Genomic DNA, 21,809 nt, shown 5'->3' with positions numbered 1-21,809 from the left:
GACGGAGGTAAGGCCGAATAATGTCCAACTTCCCGTTCCTCTCGGTGCTGACCGTGGCGCCGCTGGTCGGCGCCCTGGTGGTGGCACTGCTGCCACGCAAGCGGCCGGACCTGGCCAAGCTGGTGGCGTTCGGCTGGTCGCTGCTGGTGCTGGTGCTCTCGGTGGTGATGTGGTTCGCCTTCTCCGCCGGCGGCGACCGGTTCCAGTTCCGCGAGTCGTACGCGTGGATCCCGAACTGGGGCGTGCGGTTCACCTTCGAGGTGGACGGCATCGCGCTGGTCATGCTGATGCTGATCGCGATCCTGGTGCCGCTGGTGATCCTGGCGTCGTGGCACGACGCCGAGTCGTCGAAGCGTTCGGTGCCGGTGTACTTCGCGCTGCTGCTCGTCCTCGAGTGCACGATGATCGGCGTCTTCGCCGCCGCCGACGTCTTCCTGTTCTACGTGTTCTTCGAGGTCATGCTCGTGCCGATGTACTTCCTGATCGGCAGCTACGGCGGCCACCAGCGGCAGTACGCGGCGGTGAAGTTCTTCCTCTACTCGCTGGTCGGCGGCCTGTTCATGCTGGCCGCCGTGATCGGCCTCTGGGTGGTCGGTGGCAAGACGTTCGACTGGCAGACGCTGAGCCAGGCGGAGTTCGCCACCAACACCGCCCGCTGGCTGTTCCTCGGCTTCTTCCTGGCGTTCGCGATCAAGGCGCCGTTCTTCCCGTTCCACACCTGGCTGCCGGACGCCGGTGGCGCCGCCCCGGCCGGTGCCGCCGCGCTGCTGGTCGGCGTGCTGGACAAGGTCGGCACGTTCGGGATCCTGCGCTACTGCCTGCCGCTGTTCCCGGAGGCGTCGCGCTGGTTCGCGCCGTGGGCGCTGGCGCTCGGCGTGATCGGCATCATCTACGCCGCGTTGCTGGCGGTCGGGCAGAACGACCTGAAGCGGCTGGTGTCGTACACGTCGATCGCGCACTTCGGCTTCATCGGCGTCGGCATCTTCGCCTTCACCACCCAGGCCGGCACCGGCGCGGTGCTCTACATGCTCAACCACGGACTCGCCACCGGCCTGCTCTTCCTCGTGGTCGGCATGCTGATCGCCCGCCGCGGCTCGTCGCTGATCAGCGACTTCGGCGGCGCGGGCAAGCTGGTGCCGGTGCTGGCCGGCGTGCTCTTCTTCGCCGGTCTGGCGTCGCTGGCGCTGCCCGGCACCGCGCCGTTCGTGTCCGAGTTCCTGGTGCTGATCGGCACGTTCACGGTCAACAAGCCGGTCGCGGTGATCGCCACGCTCGGCATCATCCTGGCGGCGGCGTACGTGTTGTGGATGGTGCAACGCACCACCCAGGGCACGCTGAACCCGGCGCTGACCGAGGTCGAGGGCATGCGGCGGGACCTCAGCCTCCGCGAGAAGGTGGTCGTCGCGCCGTTGATCGCGCTGATCGTGCTGCTCGGCTTCTATCCCAAGCCGGTCACCGATGTCATCAACCCCGCCGTCCAGGCGACCATGCAGGACGTCGGCAAGTCCGATCCCGCCCCTGAGGTCGGCAGCGTCCAGGAGGCCGCGAAGTGAGTGAACTGAAGCTGCCGTCGATCGACTACGCGGCGCTCGCTCCGATCCTGATCATGCTGGGCGCCGCCCTGCTCGGCGTCCTGGTCGAGGCGTTCGTGCCGCGCCGCCTGCGCAACGCGGTGCAACTCGGGCTCGCCCTGGTGGCGGTGCTCGCCGCGGTCACCATGGTGATCCTGAAGTCCGAGAGCCGGGTGATCACCGCCGGCGGCGCCCTCGCGGTGGACGGGCCGACGCTCTTCCTCCAGGGCACCGTCCTGGTCCTGGCCGCCATGGCGCTGCTGCTCGTCGGCGAGCGCACGGTGGAGCGGGGCGGCGCGTTCGTGGCGCACGCCGCGGTCACCGCCGAGTCGCCGGAGGACCGCAGGCAGGCCGAGGGCGTCGGCGGGGCCACCGAGGTCTACCCGCTGATGACGTTCGCGATCGGCGGCATGCTGATCTTCGTGGCGGCGAACGACCTGCTGACCATGTTCATCTCGCTCGAGGTGTTCTCCCTGCCGCTCTACCTGCTCTGCGCGCTGGCCCGCCGCCGGCGGCTGCTGAGCCAGGAGGCGGCGATGAAGTACTTCCTGCTCGGCGCGTACGCCTCGGCGTTCTTCCTGTTCGGTGTCGCCCTGATCTACGGCTTCACCTCGGGGATCCCGGGCCGGGGCGCGGGTGTCGACTTCGCCACCGTGCACGCCGCGGTCGGCGAGTCGTCGTCCAGCCAGGTGCTGCTCTTCGCCGGCATGGCGCTGCTCGCCATCGGTCTGCTCTTCAAGGCCGCCGCCGCCCCGTTCCACGTCTGGACGCCGGACGTCTACCAGGGCGCGCCGACGCCGGTGACCGGCTTCATGGCCGCCTGCACCAAGGTCGCCGCGTTCGGCGCGTTGCTGCGCGTGTTCCATGTCGCGTTCGCCGGCGCCTCCTGGGACTTCACCCCGGTGATCGGCGTGCTGGCGGTGCTGACCATGCTGGTCGGCGCCGTGCTGGCGGTCACCCAGACGGACATCAAGCGGCTGCTCGCATACTCGTCGATCGCGAACGCGGGCTACCTGCTGGTGGGTGTGTTGGCCCCCAGCAAGGAGGGGCTGTCCGGCACGATGTTCTACCTCGCCGCGTACGGCTTCTCGGTGCTCGCCGCGTTCGCGGTGGTGACGCTGGTGCGCGACGCCGACGGTGAGGCCACCCACCTGTCCCGCTGGGCCGGGCTGGGCCGGCGCTCGCCGTTCTTCGCGGCGATCTTCACGTTCATCCTGCTCGCCTTCGCCGGCATCCCGCTCACCAGCGGCTTCACCAGCAAGTTCGCGGTCTTCGGCCCGGCGCTGGAGGCGAACCAGGCCTGGCTGGTGATCGCCGGCGTGCTGACCAGCATGGTGCTGGCGTTCCCGTACCTGCGGGTCGTCGTGATGATGTGGCTCTCCGAGCCGGGTGAGGCCACTCCGACGGTGACCGTGCCGGGCGCGCTCACCTCGGCTGCCCTGGTCATCGGCGTGCTCGCCACGCTGGTCCTCGGCGTGGTTCCCGGGCCCCTGCTCGACCTGACCACCGGTGCCGCCGAATTCGTCCGATGACAGAGGTGGTCCGACCGGGGGCCGGCGCGCCGTGGCGTGCCGGCCCCCGGTCCGTATCCCCCTCACCGAGCAGGTCGAACGGGTGTGGCATGGTTGAAGACGTGGTGAACCCGGCTGGCGAGCATTCAGGTCAGTTCGGCGCGCTCGGCCTGCACCTCGCCGACCCGCGCGTCGAAGCGTCCGTGCTGGGCGTGCTCGACCGGGTCGAGACCGAGCTGCGTGCCAGCGTGACGAGCGCCGACCCGTTGGTCACCGAGGCGGCGCGGCACCTGATGGAGGCCGGCGGCAAGCGGTTCCGCCCGTTGCTGGTGGCGCTGGGCGCCCAGTTCGGCGATCCGGACGCCCTCCACGTGGTGCCGGCGGCCGTGGTGATGGAGCTCACCCACCTGGCCACGCTCTACCACGACGACGTGATGGACGAGGCGGCCGTGCGGCGGGGCGCCCCGAGCGCCAACTCCCGCTGGGCCAACTCGGTGGCCATCCTGGTCGGCGACTTCCTCTTCGCCCGGGCCGCGGACATCGCGGCCGATCTGGGCCCGGAGGCGGTCCGGTTGCAGGCGCGCACGTTCGCCCGCCTGGTGCACGGCCAGATCGCCGAGACGGTCGGCCCACGCGACACCGATCCGGTCGCGCACTATCTGCACGTCATCGCCGAGAAGACCGGTTCGCTGATCGCCACCTCGGCCCGCTTCGGCGGTATGTTCGGCGGCGCGTCCGCCGCGCACATCGAGGCCCTGGCCGGGTACGGCGAGATCATCGGCGTCGCCTTCCAGCTCTCCGACGACCTGCTGGACATCGCCAGCGAGTCGGTGCAGTCCGGCAAGACACCCGGCACCGACCTGCGTGAGGGCGTGCCCACCCTGCCGGTGCTCTACGCGATGGCCGGTGACGACGCGGACGCGGCAAGCGTGCGGCTGCGGGAGATCCTGGCCACCGGCCCGCTGGTCGACGACGCGCTGCACGCCGAGGCGCTCACCCTGCTCCGGGAGTCCCCGGCGCTCAAGCGGGCCCGGGAGACGGTGCGCAGCTACGCCGAGGAGGCCCGCGCCCGCCTGACCCCGCTCCCCGAGGGCCCGCCGCGTCGCGCGCTGGAATCCCTCTGCGACTACATCGCCGACCGCACGAGCTGACATCGGCGGCCCGCTCGGCCCGCTCGGCCCGCTGGCCCGCCGGTTCCGTCCGCTCGCGCTGGGGACGCCGGGCCGCGGACGCCGGGGCCATCGGGGCCTCCTCACCGGCCGCTACCGACCGTAGTCTCCGGCGAGAACAGCTCGTTTTCGGTGGCATACCTGGGAGTCATAATTATGACTCTCAGGTATGCCGCGCGAAAGTGATGCCTTCCCGCGGGCGGCCCGCTGCTGGCACGGCATGCGGGTCGCCGCCCCACCGCGACCAACAGCGCGCCCGGCCACCGCGACCAGCCCGGCCGACCGGCGACCCGGCCGACCGGCGACCCGGTCGGGCCGGCGACCCGGTCGGGCCGGCGACCCGGTCGGGCCGGCGACCCGGTCGGGCCGGCGACCCGGTCGGGCCGGCGACCCGGTCGGGCCGGCGAGGCGCGCCGACAGTCCAAGGTGGTGCGGAGACGGCGGGGGCGGTGCGTCCGGGGGCGGACGGAGGTCAGGCGGTGTGGGCCAGCCGCCGGGCGCCCAGCAGCATGAGCAGTGCGGCCAGGAACATGGCCGAGGCGGCGGTCAGCCACATGGCCGGGTAACCGGCGGCGTCGGCCAGCGCGCCGAGGCCGAGCGGGCCGACGCAGCCGCCCGCGTACACCCCGGTCTGGGTGATGGAGGTGGCGGCGGCCGGCGCCTGCGGATGGAGCCGGACCACCGCGAAGTTGAGCAGCCCGGGCCAGGACCAGCCGAGCCCGAAGCCGAGCACGACGCCCACGACCAGCGAGGCGGGACCGGCCACGGCGAGCAGCAGCAGCCCCACCGAGCCGGCCAGCAGCAGCCCGGCGACGACGCCGACGTGTCCACCCGCCCGGCGGTCGGCCAGCCAGCCGACGCCCACCCGGGCCAGCACGCAGACCGCGCTGCCCAGGGTCAGGGTGAGGCCGGCGAGGGCGGGGGACAGCCCTCGACCGGCCGACGAGTCGACCAGGAACGTGGCCAGTGCGTTCGCCGCGCCGGCCGCCAGCGTCGCGGCCAGCCCGACCACCACCAGCGCGGCTGTGCCGCGGCCACGGCCGGCGGAGCGGGTCCGGGCCCGGCGGTCCCGGCCGGACCGGGGTACGGCCGTCAGCGCGGCCGCCGCGGCCCCGGCGGCGGCCACGAACGCCCAGCGCCAGCCGGCGGTCAACGCGACGGTCGGCACCGCCGCGCCGGCCAGCAGCGTGGAGGCCGGGATGGCGGCCTGCTTCACGCCGAAGGAGAGCCCCTGGCGGTGGGCGGGCACGTGTTCGGCGAGCGCGGCGTTGCTGGCGAGCTGACCGAGGGCGTTCGCGGCGGCGCTGAGCGCCAGCAGCGCCACCAACACTGGGTAGGACCGGGCCAGGCCCGCCACGGCCAGCAGCGAACCGGCGGAGAGCCCGATGGCGACCCGGGCGATCGGGGCCGGCCCGTAGCGCTCGACCAGGGCGCCGGACGGCACCGAGGCGAGCGCGCTGACCCCGAAGTAGACCGACACCGCCAGACCCAGCCCGGTCGGGCTGAACCCCAGCTCGTCGCCGAGTTGGACGGCGAGGCCACCGACCAGGAAGACCGGCAGGACGCAGGCGATCGTGGTGATGGTGGCGCCCGCGCCGACCCGGACGGCCCGTCCGGTGGTCGGTGGGCCGGTTCGCGAAATTGTTTCGGTCATCGTCGGCCAACCTACGCCGAACGCGTTTTCGCTGCTGATCGTGTCTGTCGGTGCACGGTCTGTGTCCGGTGATCTGGCATCCTCGACCCGAACAGGCATTTCGCACTCGGCCTCTTTTTCATATGGTGTAAGTCCCCGGCGTCGGAGGTGGCTGTGCGCGACCCCCTGGCGGAACCTTCGGACCTGATCCGGAGCGTCTCCCGCGCGCTTCGAGTGCTCGAGTCGGTCGGCCGTGCGCCGCGGGGCCTCACCGTGAAACAGATCGCCCGCCGCTGCGAGCTGACCGTCGCCACCACCTATCACCTGGTGCGCACGCTGGCCTACGAGGGCTACGTGATCCGGCGCGAGGACGGCACGTACATCGTCGGGCTGGAGATCGCCGACCGCTACCGCGAGTTGGTCACCGCGTTCCGGGGGCCCCCGTCGGTCGGCGAGGCGCTGCGCCGGGCCGCGGCGGACACCGGGTGGAGCCACTACCTCGGCCGGTTCGTGGGCGGGCAGGTGGCGGTGACCGCGTGCGCCGAGGGGCCGCGCTCGCCCTACCTGGAGGATCTGGTGCCGGGCTTCGACGAGGGTGCGCACGCCACCGCGCTCGGCAAGAGCCTGCTCGCCACGCTCACCGCCGAACAGCGCTTCCGTTACCTGCGCGAATACGGCATGCGTCCGTTCACCACCGCCACCCTCACCACGGTCGAGGCGTTCGAGGCCGACCTCGCCGCCGGTGACCGGCGCGGCATGCAGTTGGAGCTGGGCCAGTTCCGGCAGGGCGTGGCGTGCGCGGCGGTGCTGGTCGCCCCGGACAAGGACATCGAGCGGCGGGTGGTGCTGGCCTGCGCGCTGCCGGCCGGCGAGATGATGACGTCCGCGCGGGTGGTCCGGGCGAAGCTGCTCACCACCGCGCGGGCGGTCGCCGACGGGATCGCCACCGAGAACTGAGCGGGCCACCACCGCAGGTGCGATGGTGGCCCGTCAGCGGGCGGCCCAGCGCCGGGCCGCCCCGGGGAGTGCTCAGCTGCCGACCGCGCCGCCGTCGAGCCGCCAGGTGACGACCACGCCGGGCTTGGCGAAGTCGCCGTCCGGCCAGGTGGAGGCCGGGTTCTCCACCGACGCGCCGGAGATCTCACCGGGGTGCTGCACGGCCACGAACACCGACCGGTTGTCCTTGGTGATGAACGGGCCGCAGGTCTCCGCGCCGAGCGGCACGGTGAGGAACTGCTTCAGGTGCCCCCGCTCCGGGCCCTCGACGGCGGTGGCGAAGAGGCCGTCGTTGCTGCCCAGCGCGTTCCCGTCGGTCGAGATCCAGAGGTTGCCGGTGGCGTCGAACGCGACGTTGTCCGGACACGAGATCGGGGAGACCTTTGTCTTGTCGTAGCCGGCGAACCAGGTCGAGGCGTCGGCCGGGTCGCCGCAGACGATCGGCAGCGACCAGCCGAAGGTCTCGGCCGTGTTGTCGCCCCGGTCCTCGACCAGCTCCAGGATCTGGCCGTGCTTGTTGGCGTTGCGCGGGTTCGCCTCGTCGGCCGGCGCCTTGCCGACCTTGCCCCGGTCGGTGTTGTTGGTCAGCGCCACGTAGACCTTGCCGGTGAGCAGGCTCGGCTCGACGTCCTCGGGACGGTCCATCTTGGTCGCGCCGACCTTGTCCCCGGCCAGCCGGGTGAAGGTGAGCACGTCGGCGGCGGTCATCCCGTCGACGTACGAGCGGTTGCCGGCGACCAGCCTGATCCACCGACCCCGGCCGCCGAAACCGCCGTCGGCGGGGAGCGTGCCGGTGCCGTCGATCTCGCCGGCCGGGCTGTCACCCTCGATCCGGGCGACGTAGAGCGTGCCCGACTCCAGCAGCGTCAGGTTGTGCTTGCGGGCCACCCAGGAGTTGCCCGGCATGAACTTCTTGTCCGAGACGAACTTGTAGAGGTAGTCGAACCGCTCGTCGTCACCCATGTACGCGACCACGTGCCCGCTGCGCGCCACGATGACGTTCGCGCCCTCGTGCTTCACCCGGCCCAGCGCGGTGTGCTTGCGCGGCCGGGACTCCGGGTCGAACGGGTCGATCTCGACGACCCAGCCGAACCGGTGCGCCTCGTGGGGGTGCTTCGCCAGGTCGAAGCGCTCGTCGGCGCGGTCCCACTTGCGGCTGCCGCTCGGGTAGCGGACGTCGGTCGGGATGCCGTAGCGGGCCAGCTTCGGCTTCAGCTCCTCCGGCGCGCCGTCGCCGCCGACGAAGTACTGGTTGAAGTTCTCCTCGCCGGAGAGCACGGTGCCCCACGGGGTGACCCCGCCGGCGCAGTTGTTCAGCGTGCCGACGACCGTCCGGCCCTTCGGGTCGGCGGCGGTCCGCAGCCACGCCGAGCCGGCGGCCGGGCCGGTCAGCTCGAACGTCGTGGCCAGCGCGGTGACCCGGCGGTTGTACTCCCGCCGGCCGCGCCGCACCGGCCGCCACTGCCCGGTGTCCGCCACCCGTTCCAGCTCGACCACGGACATGCCGTGCGCGGCCATCGCCACCCGCACCTGCTCCACGGTCAACGCGTCCTGGCTCGTGAAGCCGGGGAACATCAGGTCCTCGTTGGTGTACTCGTGGTTCACCACGAGCAGCGCGCGCCTGCGGTCGATCGGCAGCACGCCGACGAAGTCGTTGTTGTAGCCGAACTGCCTGGCCTGGGCGGCGGCGCTCTGGTGGCGTACGTCGAACGCGGGCGCGCCCGGCACCACCTCGTCGCCCCACTTGATCACCACGGCGTGGTCGTAGCCGTTCGGCACGACGAGCGTGTCGAGCTTGTTCGGCGGGATCGGCTTGAACGTCAGCGCCCCGCTCCCCGGACGGCCGGCAGCGGCGGCGACCGGGTCGGTGCCGGGCGCGGTCGGGGTGGCCGGCGCCGCGGCGGCGGACGCGGCGCCGGTGAGCGCACCGGCGGCGGCGCCACCGAAACCGAGCACGAGCGCGCCCACCGCGCCGGCCCGGACGACTCCGCGCCGGGAGACCTCGGCGTCGACCAGGTCACCGAAGTACGGGTTGTCGGAGCGGTTGGGCACCGGGTGGTCGCAGGCGTTGCCGCACCGGTACAGACAGGTCATCGCGTCGCGGCTGCCGTGCCGGGTGCCACCCAGCAGCGGGAGCAGGCGGGGACGGTCGCTCATGAGGTGGAGCCTCCTGATCGGACTCGAAGGCGCGCCGGGCGGTCGGCCCGGGCGCGTACCCGCCGGACGGTGCCAGTGCGCGGTGAGCGCCGGTCGGCCCGCATCTGAACCGGGCGTGAACAGCTCCGGCGTGACCTGGGGCTGAACCGTTCGGCGTCACGGCACGTATGGAAGGGCGAACGCAACGCCCGGACGGGCGGACGCATCGCCGGTCTCCCCGCCGCCGGAAGCGAGGTACCGCCATCAGTGACCACGACGCCCAACTGCTGCGCGCGCTGCACGACGAGCATGCCGACGCGCTGTTCGCGCACGCCCTGAGGCTGGTCAACGGCGATCGGCCGCGGGCCGAGGACCTGGTCCAGGAGACGCTGCTCCGAGCCTGGCGGCACCCGGAGTCGCTGGACCCGCGACGCGGCTCGGTCCGCGCCTGGCTCTTCACCACCGCTCGCAACCTGGCCATCGACGCGTGGCGTCGCCGCTCGGCCCGGGTCGGCGAGGTCTACACCGACGAACTGCCCGAAACCGCCGAGACGGTCGACGAGACGGAGCGCGCGGTGGAGGCGTGGACGGTGGCCGAGGCGCTCAACCGGCTGAGTCCGACCCACCGCGAGGTGCTGGTCGAGTGCTTCTACCAGGGGCGGTCGGTGGCGGAGGCGGCCGCCCGGCTGGGCGTGCCGCCGGGCACGGTGAAGTCGCGCACCCACTACGCGCTGCGCTCGCTGCGGTTGGTGCTGGCCGAGATGGGGGTGACCGGATGACCCGCTGCGAGTTCGCGCACGACGACGGGGCCTACGTGCTGGGCGCCCTCGCCCCGGCCGACCGGGTCGCCTACGAGCGGCACCTGGCCGGCTGCGCGCAGTGCCGGGAGGCGGTGGCCGAGATCGCCGTGCTGCCCGGGTTGCTGGGCCGGCTCGACCCGGCCGGGCTGGAGCAGTTCCTGGAGGTCGGGCCGGAGACCTCGCGGGTGCCCGCGCTGCTCGACGCCGCGCGGGAGCGCCGGCGCCGCGAGCGGTCCCGCTCCCGACGGCGGTACGCGCTGACCGCGCTCGCCGCCGCCGCGCTGGCGGTGCTCGCCGGTGTCGGGGTGGCCGTGGTCCGGCCGCCGGCCGAGCCGGCCACCCGCCCGGTGGCGCTCACCTCCATGCGGCCGGTCGCCGGCACCGCGCCGGTGCACGCCGAGGTGGGACTGACCGAGACGCCGTGGGGCACCGAGGTCACCATGCACTGCGGCTACGACCGGCGGGCCGGGCACCGCGAGGCGTACACGTTCCGGCTGGTGGCGCACGGCCCGGACGGCGCGACCGAGCAGATCGGCTCCTGGCTGGCGGCCCCCGGTGACGACCTGCGCTTCTCCGGCGTCACCCGCTTCACCCGGGGCGAACTGGTCCGCCTGGAACTCCTCCGCGCCCCCGACACCCCCGTCCTCGCCTACGACCTCCGCTGACCCGCCCCCGCCCCCGCCCCCCGCTTCGGCGATCTTGCACTTGCGGCCCTCGTTACGGGTGGTTCGTGCCTTTTGCCGGGGCGGTAAGTGCAAGATCGCCGGGGAGGGTGGGGCGGGGGCGACGGCGGGAGTGGTGGAGGGCGTCGGCGGTGAAGACCAGCAGGGCCAGCCAGACCAGGGCGAAGCCGGCCAGTCGGGCCGGCGGCATCGGCTCGTGGAAGATCAGCACGCCGCAGCCGAGCTGGAGGATCGGGGCGAGATACTGCAGCATGCCGACGGTGGACAGCGGCAGCCGGTTCGCCGCGCCGGCGAAGAGCAGCAGCGGAATCGCGGTGGCCGCGCCGGCCAGCACCAGCAGCGCGGTGTGCCCGGCGGAGACGTGCCCGAACGTCAGGTCGCCGCGCGTCGACAACCAGACCAGGTAGGCCAGTGCGGGCAGCGCCAGCACCGCCGACTCGACGAAGAGCCCTTCGGCGGCCGGTAGGCCGAGCCGCTTCTTGACCAGGCCGTAGCCGGCGAAGCTGAACGCGAGTGTCAGCGCCAGCCAGGGCAGCCGTCCGTAGTCGACGGTGAGCACGGCCACCGCGAGCGCGCCGACGCCGAGCGCCGCCCACTGGGCCGGGCGCAGCCGCTCCCGCAGCGCGACGACGCCGAACAGCACGGAGACCAGCGGGTTGATGAAGTAGCCGAGCGCCGTCTCCACCACCCGGTCGGAGTTCACGCCGTAGATGTAGGTGCCCCAGTTGACCGCGATCAGCACGGCGGCGAGCGCGATGCCGGCCAGCGCCCGGGGCCGCCGGGCCAGCGTCCGCAGGAAGGCGACGTGCCGCATCGCGGCCAGCAGCAGCGCCACGAACGCCACCGACCAGACGATCCGGTGCGCGAGGATCTCCACCGGCCCGGCCGGGCGGAGCAGCTTCAGGTAGATCGGGAAGAAACCCCAGAGCAGGTACGCGCCGATGCCGTAGAGGTAGCCGAGGCGGAGCTGGTTCACCGCTCCACCGTAAGTGGTGAATTCGGCTATTGGTCCTTTCCGGTGATCGGCGTCACCCGCCGGTCCAGCTCCAGGTACCGATCCGCCGCCACCGGCTGGAAGTCGAGCTTCGCGTACACCCCGTGCGCGTCGAGCGTCGCCAGCAGGATCCGGCGTACGCCCAGCTCGGCCAGGTGGTCGCGGACGCCGCCGACCAGCCAGGTGCCCAGCCCGCGACCCCGCTCGGCCCGCTCCACGTAGACGTCGCAGAGCCAGGCGAACGTGGCCCGGTCGGTCACCACCCGGGCCACCGCCACCTGCCGACCGTCGCCGGGCCGGTGGACGCCGAAACCGATCGAGCCGGCGAAGGCGCGCTCGACCGTCTCGAGGTCCCGCCCGAGCGCCCAGTAGGCGTCGGTGGCGAGCCAGGCGTGCACCCGGTCCAGGTCGAGTCGCTCCGGGTCGGTGCTGAGCTGGTAGCCGTCGGCGCGGGTCACGGTGAACACCCGCCCGGGGGTAGTGCCGGACCCGGACCGTACCTCCGACGGTTTCCCGTCTGCTGGACCGGCCGGTCGCCGGACGCGCGGCGACCGGCCGGGACCCGTCAGTCGCGGTCGAGGACGGCGCCGAGGATCCAGGTGACGATGCCGACGAAGAGCGCGCCCAGCACCGCCGCCGGCCAGAACCCGTCCACGTGGAAGGGCAGCCCGGCCTCCCCGGCGATCCAGCTGGTGAGCAGGAAGAGCAGACCGTTGACCACCAGTGCGATCAGGCCGAGGGTGAGCAGGTAGAAGCCGCAGCCCACGGTCTTGATGATCGGCTGGAGCACCGCGTTCACCACGCCGAAGATCACCGCTACGAGCACCAGCGTGGTCACCGTCTCGGTGGCCGAACCGGAGTCCAGCGAGATGCCCGGGATGAGCAGCGTGGCGAGCCAGAACGCCACCGCCGTCGTGGCCACCCGGATCAGAAGACCCTTCAGAAAATCCATGGCCGGGATCGTGCCACGCCGTCTCCGCCTGCGGAACCCGTGCCGGCGGCTCAGCGCCGGGTCGGCCGACCGACCAGTTGCGACTCGACCGGGGTCGGCGAGAGCAGCGCCCACCGCAACGCCCGCCGGTTGACCACCGCCACCATGTCGTCGCGGATCCGGGTGAGCCAGTCGGCGGAGGCGCCTAGGCCGAGCGCGGTGCCGGCCAGCGCCGCCTCGGCCGGGTCGAGCGGTTGCAGGACGGCCAGGTCGGCGCGGGCCAATGCGGGCGCGTCGGCGGGCGTCAGCTCGTCGCGCACCACCAGCACGGACTGCCAGGCCGCGGCCGGCCCTGCCTCCGGCGGCACCGGACCGGCGTCGACCACCAGCAGCAACGGCCGCAGTGGCGAACCGGGCGGGCCGCCGACCGGCCGCCCGGGCGGGAGCAGCGGCACGGGTGCCCCGACACCCCGGACGAAGGCCTCCCAGGCGCGCGGCCGGGCCGTCCGCACCGCCACCCGCGCGCCGAGCGCCAGCGCCCGCAGCACGACGAGCTGCGCGGCCGGAATCCCGCCGACCAGCAGCACCCGGGTCGTCGCCGGCCGGAACAGCCGGACGGTGAGCGGCCCGCCACGCCGGTTGGCGCCCACCATCACGCCGGACCCGCCGACCGGCAGGTCCGGCGCGGCCGGCGGCGAGCCGGCCGGGGGCGCGCCCGCTCCGGTGACCGCCAACGGCAGGGTGGCGGCCAGCCCGGTCAGCTGCTCGCCGTCGAGGCGGCGCAGCTCGCCGCCCGCGTCGGTGGCCACCCGGCCCAGTGCCCGCTCGGCCACCACCAGCTCCGTCGCGCTCCCGGCGGCCACCCGGACGGTCAACTCGGCCGGGGTCGGCGCGGAGTCGGCGCGGGGGCCGACGCACAGCGCGACGGTGGTGGCGGTGGCCGGCACCGCCAGCAGCCGGGGCACCAGGGAACGGACGGCCTCACCCCGGGGATCCGGCCACCGGCGCAGCCGCCAGGTGGCCTGCGCCAACCCGCCCACGGTGAGCAGCGACCAGGCCTCCCGGGCCGGCGCGCCGGCGTCGTGGTGGGCCAACTCGGCGATGACCCGCAGTGCCGCCGGAACGCCCAGCGGCCGGCCGGTCAGCGGACCGAGCCGGCGGACCATCCGCCGGACCGTGCCGGAGAGCGCCCGCAGCAGTTCCCCGTCCGGCCAGCCGTCGGCCCGCATCACCCGGACCGCCAGCACCACCCGGGCGCGCCCGGCCAGCCGGCCGTCGGTGAGCTGGCGGTAGGACGTCCCGGCCGGGCCGGCGGCGACGGCCGGCGCGGGCGCGGGGGAGGCCGAGAAGAGCAGCTGGAGCCGGACCGGCGGGCTCTCCGGGGTGGCCGGGGGAAGCAGGTCGAGCGGCGCCGGGAGCGCCAGCGGGTGGTCACCGAGCAGATCGTCCGGGTCACCGAGCTCCAGCAGCGCGGTCAGCCCGGCCGCGTCGTGCAGCACGGCGGCCGGACCACCGGCCAGCTCCGCGGCGTGCAGCACGGTGCCCGGCCCGACCAGCTCCAGCAGCGCCGCCGGATCGGCCGCCGCGGGCAGGGCGCGGCGACGGCTGAGGTACGCCCCGGCAACGGTCAGCCACTCGTACCACCAGCGGCCCCGGAACCGGACCCACGCGGCGGGCAGCAGCAGCGTCGCCGTCAGCAGTGCTACCGCGGTGGGCACGACGCCCCGCCCCAGGGCGGCCACGAGCACGGCGGCCGCGACCTGCGTGGTCACCACCTGGCCGGCACGGAGCCGGACAGTCGACCGCCGCCTCCACTGTGGAGTCGGGAGGGGGGCGGGGGTGGACCGGTCGGTCATGGTCGCGGTCACCGCACCTCCTCGTCCGGCCCGCCGGGTGACGCCGCCGTGGCTCATCGTAGTGGCGTCGTTGTCCACAGGGGAGGCCCGGGGGGTAGCAGAACCGGACTGAGACGGCTACCGTCAGCGACGAAAATCGTCACGCGTGCGCCCGCCGCCCCCTCCCCTCCGGCGGCCGCGAGCGCCGCGTCGACGAGTCCACGGTGGCCGCATCGGCGGCCAGCCACGACCGAGGAGACGAGGTGACGTCCGGGATGTCCCAGACCCAGGCAGAAGCCGCGGTGATGCAGCAGACCGCCGCGAAGTTCGAGCAGGTCGACCAGTCACTGCAGACCATGCTCAGCGGCCTGATGGCCGAGCTGGAGGTGCTGCAGCAGGCCTGGCGGGGCGCCGGTGGGCGCTCGTTCACGCAGGTCAAGCAGCAGTGGGCGCAGGACCAGGCGGCCCTGCAGCGGGCGCTGCGCGAGACCGCCACCGCGATCCGCAGCGCCGGCCGGCACTACGACGTCTCCGACACCGAGGCCGCCGGCCGGGTGGCGGGCACCAACCGCGGCATCCAGCTGCCGCTCTAGAGCATCGGAAGGGATCGAACCCATGGAGCACGGTGTGCTGGTCGTCAACTTCGCCGCCCTGCAACAGGCGGGCGCGGACATCCAACGGGCGTTGACCACCCTCGAAAGCCAGCTCGGGCAGCTCGAACGCGACGCCGCACCGCTGGTGGCGAGCTGGAACGGTGAGGCGCGTGAGGCGTACGAGCAGCGGCAGTCCCGGTGGCGGGCCGCCTCGCAGGACATGCAGGCGATGCTGCGCGACATCAAGCTCGCCGTGGAGGACTCCGCGGCCGACTACCTCGACACCGAGAAGCGCAACGCCAACCTGTTCCACTGAGTCGGCGGCGGCCCGGGTCTCCCGCCCGGGCCGCCGCCACCGCTCAGGCCGGCCCGGCCGGGCGCCAACGTCGGCGGGCACCCCGGGGCAGCACCACGGCCACCAGCGCCACCAGCGCCGCCGCGCCGCCGGTCGCACCGGCCACCAGCAGCGCCCGGTCCCGGGCCGTGTCCCGTCGGGCCTGGCGGGCCAGCACCGCCGGGTCCGGCCGGTCGGCCGGGAGCGCGGCCCCGCCCCCCGAGCGGGCGGACGCTCCGCCGGGCACCTCGGTCACCGCGCGGTACGGGTTCAGCACCCCCGCGCCATAGCCCTCACCCCGGCCCGGCGCCGGGTCGGCCCCGGCCACGATCCGTGCGGTCACCTCGGCCGCGCTCAGCTCCGGGCGATACTGCCGCAGCAACGCGGCGGTGGCGGCCACGAAGGGTGTGGCATAGCTGGTCCCCTCCGCCCGGTGGTGGCCCTGCCGGGGCGCCGCCATCAGCACCTCGCCGCCCGGGGCCACCAGGTCGACGTACGCGCCGGTCTGGGAGAAGGCGGCGCGCGTCCCGTCCCGCCCGATCGCGCCCACGCCGAGCACCCCGTCGTACGCCGCCGGGTAGGGCCGCGGGTCGCCGTTGTCGTGCAGGTTGCCGGCGGCGGCCACCACCACCACGTCCCGCCGCAGGGCGTAGCTCACCGCGGCGCGTACGGCCGGGTCGTCCGCGTAGAGCACGACCGAGAGGTTGAGCACGTCCGCGTCGTGGTCGACGGCCCAGCGGATGGCTGAGGCGAAGCCGGCCGCGTCGACGGTGCGCCCCGACTCCCGCCCGTCGACCACCTGCTGCTCGCTCACCCGTACCGGCAGGATGCGCGCGCCCGGCGCGAGCCCGCGGAACGCGACGCCCGGTTGCGGCGTGGCAGCGATGATGCTCGCCACCCCGGTGCCGTGCCCGGCGCAGTCGCGGGTGCCGTCCCCGCCCGGGTCGAGGAAGTCCGCGCCCGTCGACACCCGGCCGGTGAGCTGCGGATGGGACCGGTCCACCCCCGAGTCGACCACCGCCACCACCACGCCGGCGCCGGTCGCGAGCGGGGCGAGGCGCTCCGGGGCGTACCGTTGCTGGGGCCACGGCTGCTCGACCACCGGCCGGGCCGGCGCGGGCGGCGTGGCGCAGCGGGCCGGCGCGCGGGCCGCCGCCGGAGCGGCGGGCAGGCCGGTGACGAGGAGGGTCGCCAGGGCGGCCAGCGCCGGGCGCGCGAAGGGCCGGGCCATCGACGACCTCCGTAACGTGTCGACTCCGGAACGGGATGTTAGCGCCTCGCCGGCGCCACGGCCGACCGTCGATGGTCAGACATTGTGATCTTGTTACCACCTTGTAGGTTGTAGGCGATGCCTGTGGCCTGTTCACGGAAGGAGAGGTGGCCGTGACCGGATGGGAACCGGCCACCGAGGCCGAGGTGGCGATGCGGGACGCGCTGCACGCGCAGGACCAGCAACAATACTTCCGCGTCCTGACCCACGTCGATCTGGTGCTGCCGGTCGCCGGCGGTTCCGGCGCGGAGTGGGGCACCTGGACCTCCGGGGGACGGACGCACGTGCTGGCGTTCACCTCCGTCGCCGCGCTCCGGGCCAGCCTGGGCGAGAACGCCGGCGCCACGCGCCGCCTCCCGTTCGCTGACCTGGCCGCCGGCTGGCCCGACCAGGAGTGGTGGTTGGCGGTCAACCCGGGCCTGCCGGTCGAGGGATACCTGCCGGCCTGGTACGTCGCGCAGCTCGCCCGGGGCGACGTCCGGCTGCCCGGCCGGACCATGGGTGCCCGGGCCCGCCTGGAGCGGGTGCAGAGCGCCGCCCGGGCCGCCCGCAACGGCGCCACCGGATCCGCCCACGACGACCCGGCCGTCCTGGTCCCGGCCGCGTCCCCGCCGCCGCCCCCGGTCCCTCCGGAGCGCCGCGGGCGGGTGGCGGAGCCCGAGGAGCCCACGACGGTGCCGATGCGAACCGGTCCGGTCCTGGGCCGCCGCGTCCCGACCGTGTCGCCGCCGCGTCCGGAGCCGACCACCGGCGAGCGGGGCCGTACCGCGTCGGGCGACGGATCCGACGTGGACGCGCTCGACGGTTGGCTCACCGACCTGCGCCGCCATCCGGGCGAGCCGGACCCGTTCGCCGCCGGCCGCACCGCGCCGGCCGCGGAGACGCCGCCGGCGCCACCGCCCGCCCGGTCCTTCTTCGAACCCACCTCGGGCCGGTCGACCCGACGGTCCTCGCCGCTGGACACCCCCCGGCGGCCCGCCGAGCGGGCCACGCCGCCGTCCCGGTTCGCCGGCGGCCAGCCGTTCCCCCGGCGCCGGCCGCTCAACGAGCCGGTACGCGAGGACCCGACCCGGGTGTTCGGGGTGGGGCCGGACGAGCCGGCGTCGCCGCCGCACGCCGCCGAGCCGGCCGCACCGTTCCAGCCGGCGCGTCCGCCCGAGGACGCCACCCGGACGCTGCCCCGCCGGTCCGCCGGTCCGGCCGTGCCCGCCGCGGACGAGTGGGCGCCGACCGCCCCGCAGCGGGACGCCCCGGGATGGCGCGCCCTCGCCGAGCCGGCCGAGGTGGAGGAGTTGCCGCCGTCGGTCGCCGAGCCGGTGTCCGTCCCGTCCGCGCCGCTTCCTCGTGACTTCACGCCGATCGTCATCGAGGGCGTCGTCATCGAGGCCCGTGACCTGACCGATCCCGCGCCGGCCTGGTCGCCGCCGGCCGCGGACGGGTACGCCGCCGCCCCCGACCCGGCCGCCGGTGCGACGGCGCCGTGGGCGGGCTCCACCGACCCGCTGCCCCACCTGGCCGCGCCGGTCGAGGAGAAGACGTCACCGCTCCCGCCGGTGGCCGGTCCGGACGACGTGACGGTGCGACTGGGCCGACGGGACGCGCCCTCCGCCGAGCCGACGGTGTCGCTGTTCGAGCCGACCAGCCCGCTGTTCGAGCCGACGCCGGACGAGCCGTCCCCGGTGGCGTCCCTCGCCGGGGAGCCCCGCACGTCGCTGTTCGAGCCGCATCCCGCCGCGGAGCCGACCTTCGGGACGTCGTCCCCGGCCGAACCCACCGTCTCGCTCTTCACTCCGGCGTCGTCCGAGGAGCCGACCACGTCGCTGTTCGGGCCGGGCTCGCCCGAGGAGCCGACCACGTCGCTGTTCGGGCCGGGCTCACCGGAGGAACTGACCACGGCGTTCGCGCCGTCGTCCCCGGTGGAGCCGACCGCGTCGCCGGTCACGCCGACGTCGTCGGAGGAGGCGACGGCGTCGTTGTTCGCCCCGGCACCGCTGGAGGACGCCACGACCGCGTTGTTCGCCCCGGCGCCGCCGGAGGAGGCGACGACCGCGTTGTTCGGGCCGGCGTCGTCGCCGAATTCGACCACGGCGTTGTCCGGGTCGGGGTCGGAGGAGGAGCCGACAGCGTTCGTGCCGGCGGCCCCGGTCGAGCCGAGCGCGTCGCTCTTCGAGCCGGCGGCCCCGACCGCCTCCTCGTACGCGCCGACGCCGGAGGAGGCGACGACGGCGCTGTTCACGCCGGGATCGCCGGAGGAATCGACCGCGGCGCTGTACGCGCCGACGCCGGAGGAGTCGACGACGACCCTGTTCACGCCGGTGCCGGCGGAGGAGTCGACCACGGCGTTGTTCGCGCCGGCGGCGGCCGAGCCTGCGTACCGTCCCACCGAGGCCGAGCGGACCGTTGCCGAGCCGGTGGCCGCCGGTTCCCCGCCTCCGCCGGCCGAGCCGGACTTCGAGCCGGCGAACGAGGTGGAGGAGGAGTTGCTGGCCGCGGCCGGCAGCGGAAACACCGACGGTTTCCTCACCACGCTGCTGCTGGCCCGGGTGCTGCTGCCGGTCGCGTTCGATTCGGCGGCGGGCAGCCGCCCCGGCGACCCGGGCTTCTCCTGGCGTACCGAGACGGTCGACGGGGTGCGGTACGTGGCGGTCTTCACGTCGCCGGAGCGGCTCGCCGAGCACGCCGAAGGCCCCGTCGACACGATCCGGGTCAAGTTCGTCCAGCTCATCCGGCGATGGCCGGACGAGAACTGGTCTTTCCTCATCAACCCGGGCAGCCCGGTCGGTGCCTCGTACCCGGGGGAGCAGGTCCTCGCGCTGGCCAACTGGGCCGCCGAGGTGGGGCTCGGCGACGATCCGGAGACCGAGCCGGAGCCGGCCGCCACCGGCCCGGCCCCGGCGGCCCGGCCCCGGTCGGACGCGCCGGCGGCGCAGCCGAGCCGCCCGGTGACGATGCAGAAGGCGATCGCGGCGAGCCAGCTCTCCTACTACCTGGAGCGGGGCTACGACCGGGTGTCCGGCTTCGTGCACCGGGCCGGCGAGCTGAGCCACCTGCGTACCCCGGCGGAGCTGTACGACGCCCTCGGCCTCGGCCATCCCGGCTCCCCGTTCTCCCGCGACGACGAGGAGTTGTACCTGCTGCGCTGGCCGGCCTACCGGCCGAGTCTCTACCGGATCCCGTACGGCGGGCAGAACGAGGCCGCGATGCGCGCGATGGAGGGCTGGGTGATCGAGCGGTCGCCGTTCCGCGGCAACGGCTTCGCGCCGGGCGAGAGCAGCGACGTGATCGCCGAGTTCAAGGTGGACAGCGCCCGGCTGCCGCACGGCGCCGAGCTGTGGCGGGTCGGCGCCGACGGTGACGCCCGGCTGGTCGCGGTCCTGGACACCGACGCCCTGCTCTGGCGGAAGGCGGACGAGGCGTGACCCGCGACGGCTACGTGGCGCGCTGGCACGGCCGGGAGTACCAGGCCAGCCCGGACGGCGACGACGTCCGCCTCTACCAGCCGGAACCGGACGAGGGCTTCACCGAGGTACGCCCCGGGCGGTACGTCCGGGTGGTGCCGGCGGTCGAGGTGGACGACCTGGCGTACGTGCGAACCATCTGCACCTGGCAGGGGCAGCCGTTCATCGTCCTGGCCGAGCACGAGGGCTGGTTGCGGGTGGAGTACACCGGCGGGCGCTGGCCGGTGGCCGAGGCGATGGGCCTGGAGGCCTTCGACTTCGGCGTCTACCAGGGCTGGGCGCCCGCCACCGAGGTGGCCGGGCTGGGCGAGCAGCGGGTCTGAGTCAGGACTTCGCCCACCGCAGGATCTCGCCGAGCACCAGGTCGCGGGCCTCCACGTGCGGGAAGTGGCCCACGCCGTCGAGCAGCCGCCACTCGTAGGGCGCGCTGACGTAGCGGCCGGAGCCCTGGGCGGTGCGCGGCAGCGACGCCTCGTCCAGCGCGCCGTGCAGTTGCAGCGTCGGTGTGACCAGCGGCTTCTGCATCAGCTTCACGAACCGGTAGCCGTGCAGCCGCAGCGCCGACCGGAACGCCCACCGGTAGCCCTCCAACGCGCAGAACGCGGCCTGCGGGATCTGCATGGCCACCCGGCAGCACCGGGCGTAGTCGGCGAATTCCGGCCCGGCCACCCAGCGCGGCCCGCCCCAGCGGCGCAGCATCTCCTCCACCTCGGCGGCGCCGTCCCGGGTCAGCACGTGCTCGTAGCGGGGAAGCTGGAACTTCAGCGTCGCGGTGGCCGAGGCGAACTGGCCGCGCGGGTCGGCGACGATGGCGGCCCGTAGCCGGAGCGGGTGCGGCGCGCCGAGCACCACGAGCCGGCGGACCAGCGTGGGGTGGAACGAGGCGGCGGTCCAGCCGATGAGGCCGCCGGCGCCGGTGCCGACCACGGTGGCCGAGCGCTCACCGAGCGCCCGGATCAGCCCGGCCACGTCGGCGGCGAGCGTGTAGCCGTCGTACCCCCGGGGTGGCTTGTCGCTCGCGCCGTAACCGCGCAGGTCGACGGCGACCGCGCGGAAGCCGGCGTCGGCGACGGCGGGGAGCATCTCGTGCCAGGCGTACCAGTATTCCGGGAAGCCGTGCAGGAGGAGCACCATCGGACCGGTGCCCGCCTCGACGACGTGGAACCGGCTGCCGTTGGCGCCGACGAACCGGTGCGTCCACGGCCCTTCGGGCATCACGCAGGACTCGTCGGCGGCCCCGCCGCGCTGGTCGGTCATGGGCTCAGCCTAGGGCCGGGGGTGGTGCGTCGGCCCCGCAGGTGCGCAGGATCAGGGGTTTCTCCGGGACGGCGGCACGGCCGGTCAGGCCACGCGTTCGATGCGCAGCAGGCCGAGCGGCCGGCCCGGTCCGCATTCGACGCCCTCCGGCGCCGGGCCCACGGTGACCCGGACCCAGGTGCCGGCGGGCCAGGTGCCCTTGTCCCGGCCGTAGAGCCCGTGCTCCTGACCGTCGTCGGTGACCAGGGTGTAGCAGGGGCCACCGCCGCCGTGGCTGATCCGGCCGGCGAGGACGTTCGGCTTCAGCTGGTCGGTCGGGTGCCGTGGGGGTCCGGTCGGCGGCCGGAGCGTCGGCAGGTCGGTCGCGGAGAGCGGGGGCCGGCCGGAGGAGGCGGCCGGGGTGGGTGCGGCCGGGGTGGGTGGCGTCGTCGCGGGTTCGGGTGTGGGTTCGGCGGGACGCTCGGACGCGGGCACGTCGGTTCCTTCCTGCGGGCCGCCTTCCCGGTCGGCGCAGCCGGCCAGGGTCAGGGCCAGGGGCAGTGCGAGGACCGCGGCTAGGCGGCGGTCGAGGCTCGTGGTCACCTGCCTGGGACGCGCGGTGGGCCGGCGCGGTTCCCGTGCGGCGCACAACGGGCGAG

Annotated in this window: 18 protein-coding genes and 2 pseudogenes; 11 read left to right on the top strand and 9 right to left on the bottom strand. The window is 74.4% G+C overall.

Translation table 11 applies throughout. The features are described from left to right. Positions 1-20 precede the first annotated feature (20 nt). From GA0070213_RS14085 to GA0070213_RS14075, 3 genes are all read left to right on the top strand, one after another. On the top strand, positions 21-1,553 hold the full coding sequence (locus GA0070213_RS14085; RefSeq protein ID WP_091062834.1) for an NADH-quinone oxidoreductase subunit M: 1,533 nt from the start codon (positions 21-23) through the stop codon (positions 1,551-1,553). Further along, the gene (gene nuoN, locus GA0070213_RS14080; RefSeq protein WP_091062831.1) at positions 1,550-3,103 is read left to right on the top strand and encodes an NADH-quinone oxidoreductase subunit NuoN; all 1,554 of its coding nucleotides are present in this window, start codon (positions 1,550-1,552) and stop codon (positions 3,101-3,103) included. The genes GA0070213_RS14085 and nuoN overlap by 4 nt, the downstream gene beginning before the upstream one ends. An 89-nt stretch (positions 3,104-3,192) precedes the next feature. Then, a complete protein-coding gene (locus tag GA0070213_RS14075) occupies positions 3,193-4,233 on the top strand; it encodes a polyprenyl synthetase family protein (RefSeq protein WP_091062829.1) in 1,041 nt (346 codons plus the stop codon). Positions 4,234-4,723: 490 nt separating this feature from the next. On the opposite strand, the gene GA0070213_RS14070 is transcribed toward GA0070213_RS14075, so the two are convergent. After that, positions 4,724-5,905, bottom strand: coding sequence for an MFS transporter (locus tag GA0070213_RS14070; protein WP_091062827.1), 1,182 nt, complete (start codon positions 5,903-5,905; stop codon positions 4,724-4,726). 153 nt (positions 5,906-6,058) lie between these two features. On the opposite strand from GA0070213_RS14070, the gene GA0070213_RS14065 reads away from it, so the two are divergent. Beyond that, positions 6,059-6,841, top strand: coding sequence for an IclR family transcriptional regulator (locus tag GA0070213_RS14065; protein WP_091062825.1), 783 nt, complete (start codon positions 6,059-6,061; stop codon positions 6,839-6,841). A 72-nt stretch (positions 6,842-6,913) separates the two neighbouring features. Here the strand turns inward: GA0070213_RS14065 and GA0070213_RS14060 are convergent, their stop codons facing one another. Then, positions 6,914-9,037 carry a PhoX family protein gene (locus GA0070213_RS14060; RefSeq protein ID WP_091062823.1) on the bottom strand — a complete coding sequence of 708 codons (2,124 nt, stop codon included), beginning with the start codon at positions 9,035-9,037 and terminating at the stop codon, positions 6,914-6,916. Between the two features lie 167 nt (positions 9,038-9,204). Here GA0070213_RS14060 and GA0070213_RS14055 point away from each other — a divergent pair, with 167 nt between their 5' ends. Beyond that, positions 9,205-9,795 carry a sigma-70 family RNA polymerase sigma factor gene (locus GA0070213_RS14055; RefSeq protein WP_091062821.1) on the top strand — a complete coding sequence of 197 codons (591 nt, stop codon included), beginning with the start codon at positions 9,205-9,207 and terminating at the stop codon, positions 9,793-9,795. Next, the gene (locus GA0070213_RS14050; RefSeq protein ID WP_091062819.1) at positions 9,792-10,481 is read left to right on the top strand and encodes an anti-sigma factor family protein; all 690 of its coding nucleotides are present in this window, start codon (positions 9,792-9,794) and stop codon (positions 10,479-10,481) included. The genes GA0070213_RS14055 and GA0070213_RS14050 overlap by 4 nt, the downstream gene beginning before the upstream one ends. Positions 10,482-10,533: 52 nt before the next feature. Here GA0070213_RS14050 and rarD read toward each other — a convergent pair whose 3' ends face one another. From rarD to eccE, 4 genes are all read right to left on the bottom strand, one after another. Then, a complete protein-coding gene (gene rarD / locus GA0070213_RS14045) occupies positions 10,534-11,475 on the bottom strand; it encodes an EamA family transporter RarD (protein ID WP_091062818.1) in 942 nt (313 codons plus the stop codon). Positions 11,476-11,501: 26 nt separating this feature from the next. Continuing rightward, positions 11,502-11,960 carry a GNAT family N-acetyltransferase gene (locus GA0070213_RS14040; RefSeq protein ID WP_091062816.1) on the bottom strand — a complete coding sequence of 153 codons (459 nt, stop codon included), beginning with the start codon at positions 11,958-11,960 and terminating at the stop codon, positions 11,502-11,504. Positions 11,961-12,058: 98 nt separating this feature from the next. Continuing rightward, a complete protein-coding gene (locus tag GA0070213_RS14035; RefSeq protein ID WP_091062813.1) occupies positions 12,059-12,445 on the bottom strand; it encodes a phage holin family protein in 387 nt (128 codons plus the stop codon). 50 nt (positions 12,446-12,495) lie between these two features. Beyond that, complete coding sequence (gene eccE, locus GA0070213_RS14030) at positions 12,496-14,280, bottom strand: type VII secretion protein EccE (RefSeq protein ID WP_425412832.1); 1,785 nt, start codon at positions 14,278-14,280, stop codon at positions 12,496-12,498. Positions 14,281-14,534: 254 nt separating this feature from the next. Here eccE and GA0070213_RS14025 point away from each other — a divergent pair, with 254 nt between their 5' ends. Both GA0070213_RS14025 and GA0070213_RS14020 read left to right on the top strand, forming a co-directional pair. Next, complete coding sequence (locus tag GA0070213_RS14025) at positions 14,535-14,852, top strand: WXG100 family type VII secretion target (RefSeq protein WP_091062809.1); 318 nt, start codon at positions 14,535-14,537, stop codon at positions 14,850-14,852. A 22-nt stretch (positions 14,853-14,874) separates the two neighbouring features. Next, on the top strand, positions 14,875-15,168 hold the full coding sequence (locus GA0070213_RS14020; RefSeq protein ID WP_091062807.1) for a WXG100 family type VII secretion target: 294 nt from the start codon (positions 14,875-14,877) through the stop codon (positions 15,166-15,168). A gap of 43 nt (positions 15,169-15,211) precedes the next feature. Here GA0070213_RS14020 and mycP read toward each other — a convergent pair whose 3' ends face one another. Further along, complete coding sequence (gene mycP, locus GA0070213_RS14015) at positions 15,212-16,417, bottom strand: type VII secretion-associated serine protease mycosin (RefSeq protein ID WP_091062806.1); 1,206 nt, start codon at positions 16,415-16,417, stop codon at positions 15,212-15,214. Between the two features lie 191 nt (positions 16,418-16,608). On the opposite strand from mycP, the pseudogene GA0070213_RS32760 reads away from it, so the two are divergent. The 3 genes and pseudogenes from GA0070213_RS32760 to GA0070213_RS14005 form a co-directional block, all read left to right on the top strand. After that, a pseudogene (locus GA0070213_RS32760) lies at positions 16,609-16,893 on the top strand (SseB family protein); the annotation flags it as partial. A 1,854-nt stretch (positions 16,894-18,747) separates the two neighbouring features. Next, positions 18,748-19,875 (top strand): annotated as a pseudogene (locus tag GA0070213_RS32755) (SseB family protein); the annotation flags it as partial. Then, a complete protein-coding gene (locus GA0070213_RS14005; RefSeq protein WP_091062803.1) occupies positions 19,872-20,237 on the top strand; it encodes a hypothetical protein in 366 nt (121 codons plus the stop codon). The pseudogene GA0070213_RS32755 and the gene GA0070213_RS14005, both read left to right, overlap by 4 nt. A 1-nt stretch (position 20,238) precedes the next feature. Here GA0070213_RS14005 and GA0070213_RS14000 read toward each other — a convergent pair whose 3' ends face one another. Together GA0070213_RS14000 and GA0070213_RS13995 are read right to left on the bottom strand one after the other, a co-directional pair. After that, the gene (locus tag GA0070213_RS14000) at positions 20,239-21,171 is read right to left on the bottom strand and encodes an alpha/beta fold hydrolase (RefSeq protein WP_091062801.1); all 933 of its coding nucleotides are present in this window, start codon (positions 21,169-21,171) and stop codon (positions 20,239-20,241) included. An 84-nt stretch (positions 21,172-21,255) separates the two neighbouring features. Continuing rightward, entirely contained in the window at positions 21,256-21,645 is a 390-nt protein-coding gene (locus GA0070213_RS13995; protein WP_139128669.1) for a hypothetical protein, read from the bottom strand. Positions 21,646-21,809 lie beyond the last annotated feature (164 nt).

Source organism: Micromonospora humi (genome assembly GCF_900090105.1).
GTDB lineage: Bacteria > Actinomycetota > Actinomycetes > Mycobacteriales > Micromonosporaceae > Micromonospora > Micromonospora humi.
The sequence above is the reverse complement of the archived record's forward strand: the minus strand, read 5'-3'. Positions and strand labels throughout refer to the sequence as shown.